The 2,356-nt window shown below is 79.4% G+C and carries 3 protein-coding genes; all 3 read left to right on the forward strand.

Features of this window, described 5'->3' with window-relative positions:
* The coding region (locus AC0CYZ_RS14660) for a bifunctional adenosylcobinamide kinase/adenosylcobinamide-phosphate guanylyltransferase (RefSeq protein ID WP_472216542.1) at positions 1-631 on the forward strand (631 nt) is incomplete at its 5' end.
* Positions 632-669: 38 nt separating this feature from the next.
* The gene (locus AC0CYZ_RS14665) at positions 670-1,623 is read left to right on the forward strand and encodes a nicotinate-nucleotide--dimethylbenzimidazole phosphoribosyltransferase (RefSeq protein ID WP_472216544.1); all 954 of its coding nucleotides are present in this window, start codon (positions 670-672) and stop codon (positions 1,621-1,623) included.
* A gap of 13 nt (positions 1,624-1,636) precedes the next feature.
* Positions 1,637-2,356, forward strand: a 720-nt coding sequence (locus AC0CYZ_RS14670; RefSeq protein WP_472216546.1) for an adenosylcobinamide-GDP ribazoletransferase, incomplete at its 3' end; no start/stop codon positions are given.

The raw sequence follows: 2,356 nt of genomic DNA on the forward strand, positions 1-2,356 counted from the left end.
TCACCCGGGCCACCCAGATCCGCAAGCTCCGGATGCCCGCCCCGCGCGTCGCGGTCGGCGAGGCGGTGGCCTGACCCTGGCCGTCCGCACCCTCGTCCTCGGGGGGACGCGCTCCGGGAAGTCCGCGTGGGCGGAGTCGCAGCTCGACGAGACCTCGCCCGCGGTCTACGTGGCGACCGCCCGTCCGGTCGACCCGGCCGCGGACCCCGAGTGGGCCGACCGCATCGCCGTCCACCGCGCCCGTCGTGCGCCGCGGTGGGAGACCGTCGAGGACCCGGACGGGACCGTGACGGCGTCGGTGGTGCGGGAGCGGACCGAGGTCGCGGTGCTGGTCGACGACCTCGCCACGTGGGTGACCGGGCTGCTCGACGACGCCGGGTGGGCGCGGGACGCCGAGTCGGTGGCAGCGGCGCGGTCCGCGCTGGTGGCCGCGGTGGCCGCCCGGACGGGCGCACCCCTGGTCCTCGTGTCGGCCGAGGTCGGCCTGGGCGTGGTGCCCTCGACGTCGGCGGGGCGCCGGTTCCGTGACGAGCTCGGCCTGTTGAACGCCGAGCTCGCCACGGTGTGCGACGAGGTGCGGCTGCTCGTGGCGGGTCTGCCCCTGGCGCTTAAGGTGGCTGGCGCCTCGTGAGCCCGGTCGGTCTCACGGGCGAGCGAAGGGAGCACCCCGTGCCGTCGGTGGCACCCCCGGACGAGGCCGCGCGGGCCGACGCCCGTGCCCACCTGACGCACCTGCCGCTCGCCTCCCACGCACTGGGCCGCCTCGAGGACGTCGCCGCCTGGCTCGCCGCGTGCCAGGCCCGCTCCCCCGCGCGCCCGCCGGCCTCCCCCCGAGTGGTGCTCTTCGCCGCCGAGCACGGGATCGCCGCGGCCGGGGTCTCGGCGTTCGGGCCGGCGGACACCGCCGCCCGCGTCGAGGCCGTCCGCGAGGGCAGCTCCCCCACGAACGCGCTGGCCACGGTCGCGGGCGCCGACGTCCGGGTCGTCGAGGTCGGCGACGGACCCAGCGGGCGCATCGACCGCGAGGACGCGCTGAGCGAGGACGGCCTGCGTGCGGCCCTCGACGCCGGGCGCCACGCCGCGGACGGGGCCGTCGACGAGGGCGCCGACCTGCTCGTGCCCGGCGAGCTCGCCGTGGGGATCTCCACGCCGACCGCCGTGCTGGCCGCCGCGATGACCGCGCGGGAGCCGGTCGCCGTCGTCGGGCGCGGAAGCGGCATCGACGACACCGCGTGGATGCGCAAGGCGGCGGCCGTGCGCGACGGGCTGCGTCGGGCGCGGTCGGCCGGGCGCGACCCGGAGGCGCTGCTGCGCGTCGCCGGGGGCGCGGACCTCGCCGCCCTCGTCGGCTTCCTCGCCCAGGCCGCCCGGCGTCGGACCCCGGTCCTGCTCGACGGGGCCGCGGTGTGTGTCGCCGCCCTGCTCGCCGACACCTGGGCGCCCGGCTCGCGGGCCTGGTGGCAGGCCGCCACCCGCGACACCGAACCCGCCCAGGCCCTCGCCCTCGAGGTGCTCGGCCTCGACCCGCTGCTGCTGCTCGACCTGCGCGCCGGCGCGGCGACGGGCGCGCTCGCGGCCGTCCCGCTGGTGACGATGGCCGCGCGGGTCGCCGCCGGCTCGTGAGGGGTCCCGGGCGGTGACGGGTCCCGACGGCGAGCCGGGGCCGGTCGGTGACCACCTGCCGGCGCGGGGCGAGCGCCCCTCGTGGCCGGCCGCGGCCGCCCTCGCGCTCTCGCTGTTCAGCGTCGCCCCGGTGCGCGCTCGGGGGGTCGGCGCCTCGAATGCCGCCCGCGCGCTGGTCCTCGCACCGATCGTGGGCCTGGTGATCGGGGGGATCGTCGGGGGGATCGTCCTCGGTCTGCTCGCGCTCGGGGCGCCGCCGCTGCTGGCGGGTGTGGCCGGGGTGACGACGTCGGCGGGTCTCACCCGGGGGCTGCACCTCGACGGGCTCGCCGACCTCGCCGACGGGCTCGGCAGCTACGGCGGCCCCGAGCGGATGCTCGCGGTGATGAAGGACCCCTCGACGGGCGCGTTCGGGGTGATCGCGCTGGTCACGGCGCTGGGGGCCCAGGCAGCAGCACTGCCGGCCGTGATCGGCCGCGGGCCGCTCGGGGTCCTGGCGGTCGCACTCGCGTGGGCCGGGGGGCGGGCGTCGTTCACCTGGTGCGCTCGGCGAGCCGTCCGCGCCGCCGCCCCGACCGGGCTCGGCGCCCTGGTCGCCGGCCGCCAGCACGTCGCCGTGCCCCTCGTCTGGTTCGCCGTGCTCGCGGCCGCCGGGGTCGCGGGCGTGCCGGGGAGGCCGTGGCAGGGACCGGTGGCCCTCGCCGTCGGCGCCCTCGCCGCCGTCGTCCTGGCC

This window comes from Actinomycetospora sp., from assembly GCF_055612215.1.